The 2,366-nt window shown below is 39.9% G+C and carries 2 protein-coding genes; both read right to left on the bottom strand.

Annotated features, from left to right (window positions below):
- Positions 1-74 precede the first annotated feature (74 nt).
- On the bottom strand, positions 75-980 hold the full coding sequence (locus tag Q4492_RS15615) for a NotI family restriction endonuclease (protein ID WP_303419849.1): 906 nt from the start codon (positions 978-980) through the stop codon (positions 75-77).
- Between the two features lie 3 nt (positions 981-983).
- Positions 984-2,141, bottom strand: coding sequence for a DNA cytosine methyltransferase (locus Q4492_RS15610; protein WP_303419847.1), 1,158 nt, complete (start codon positions 2,139-2,141; stop codon positions 984-986).
- Between the last annotated feature and the right edge of the window lie 225 nt (positions 2,142-2,366).

The raw sequence follows: 2,366 nt of genomic DNA, 5'->3' as shown, positions 1-2,366 counted from the left end.
CAGTGAAACGCCCTGTGCGGATCCGCATGCAGGGTGTTGTGGGGGCTGAGGGTTAGAGACCCTCGGCTACCCGATTAAGCGATTCCAAGAACTTTACGAACTGCACTGTCAAGCTCTTCTCCTGTTGGAAGGTTCGCTCCTGAAATAAACCTCTGCGAAAACTCCTCAAGCTCAAAGCGAATTTCTCTTTCAACAATAAGCTCCCTTTGTTTACCATGCTCTACATTATCAGACAAAGAGTAGGTATGAACTGTCAGCACATCCGATGCTTGGCGATTAACTAAGGGGATATCTTTTCCAATGACATCTTCAAATTTTCTATAGACGATATCTGGTAAAACAAAATAGAGGCCATTTGAAACTAAATCTGACTTTGCATAAATCAGGCCTTTACGTATTAGCTGAGGAATAAGCCGCTTATGTACATTTGCCCAATTTAGGCCATGTTCTGACCGCGGAATTACAGAGGTATTTTCATTTAAGTTTTTATATGCATACCAATTGTCACGATAATTATTTGTTATATCTATGCTTTGAACTTCAATACCTACATATTCTATCAACTCTCCATTTTTTACTTTGGCTAAAACCCAGTCCATAGAGAGCTTATTGCCTAATTTAACTTCCTTCCCTGAATTTTGACCTAGAGCAACAATGCATTCATTGGTGGATGATCTTCGAGGTATAAACTCCTCGAATGTTAGAAACTCGATATCATCTCCAAATGCATCTTCGGCGACTTTTTTTAGTGATAGATAATTTTTTTCATAAATCCTGTTTGGGCAAATTATACAATCACCAAAAGTAGTGGTGACACTACAAGTACCATACACTACTGTTTGATCGCTGTTAGACTTCGAGCATGCTTTATTTACAAAAGGGCATGCCCCCAAATTCCAGAGTGTCCTAGCTTCTTTTGTCAAATCATCTGGTGCGTAACCAAATATTTCAATAATGTCGTTCTTTGGTCTTTTAATCATTTTTTATCCAATTAATTTTGCTATTTCTTCACCAATTTTTTTGGCTAAAAATGGTGGAACCGCATTTCCAACTTGTTCGTACTGCTGAGGAATAGAGCCAGTAAAACGGTATGTGTCAGGAAAGGACTGAATTCTTGCAGCCTCTCTAATGGACAACACTCGGTCTTGGTCAGGATGTATAAATGCGCCCCAATGCGGATCACATTTAGTTAAAATTGTTGAACACATGCCTTCTGGGTGTAACCTTCCATACCTTTTAGTATGATCACTTCTTCTCGCTCTTTGCATTCCTTTCGGAAGCATTTCGTGTGGAATATTTGTCCAATTTCCACCTTGTGGAATATACGGTAAGCGTTCAAGGTTAACCTTCCCCAATCCATTACAAGAATGGTTATGAACTAACTTAGACCCTTTTCGTAAAACTTTCTGATAATTTCCTTCAGCCTTCTTCAAGTACTTCATCGGTGGATTTTTAGAACCACCATCTATCTGTGGCAAATCTGAAATGGCGTCATATACCGTAGTTTGAGGAAGTAATTCTTGAGCAAAAAGAGGAGGAACTTTGATGCAAAGCTCTTTTGCTCCAGCAAAGTTGGCAACTGCATTTGAATTGTATTCAGGTTCAGGAAATGAAATATCAGCATTACCTTTAATGGCAATTATAATTGTTCGAAATCTAGTTTGAGGTACACCATAATGCCCAGCAAAAAGAATTCGATGGTTGACGCTGTACCCTAATCCTTGTAATTCTTTATATATCTGCTGGACTACAGTACCTTTACCTAAAGAAACTATTCCAGGAACATTTTCAATTAGTATAGCTTTTGGCAGTAGTTCGCTTGCAACTCTTAGAAAGTCCTTAAAAAGATGATTTCGCTCATCGCCTAAGTCTCGAATAGGTGCATTAACTGAAAAACCTTGGCATGGTGGTCCTCCAGCCAATAAATCTAGCTCACCCTTCTTTAATCCAAGTATTTTTTTTAGATTACTTTCACAGACCTTTCTAACATCACCAACTACAACATTGGTATTCTCGTTATTAACTTGATAGGTGTTTGCGTGAGCTTCTATCAGCTCATTTGCAAGCATTGGAGCAAACCCTGCCATGCCTAATCCGCATGAGAGTCCTCCTGCACCTGCGAACAAATCAATTGACTTCACTAATATGGAACCTTATCTGTAAAATTTCACACATTTTACCTGATCCCTCGACGGGGAGGTATCGATATAATATGAGAGTATTGAGTAGGCGCTTAACGTCTGGCTCTGGGGCTGCATGGAGCGCAGCGTAATGCAGTCCCTAGCAGCCACTTGTGTACGCCCAGCATGGGCATGAACTAATGAGGTGAAAGTCCTCTGTAGGAAGGTCACCATCCATAGCGATTT

The sequence above is a fragment of the Neptuniibacter sp. 1_MG-2023 genome (genome assembly GCF_030547185.1).
GTDB lineage: Bacteria > Pseudomonadota > Gammaproteobacteria > Pseudomonadales > Balneatricaceae > Neptuniibacter.
Note: the sequence above shows the minus strand (reverse complement) of the source record. Positions and strands in the feature narration are given on the sequence as shown.

What these genes read in the sequence shown, in the direction of transcription:
- Q4492_RS15615 (WP_303419849.1), bottom strand. Translation starts at nt 980, where the DNA reads ATGATTAAAAGACCAAAGAACGACATTATTGAAATATTTGGTTACGCA.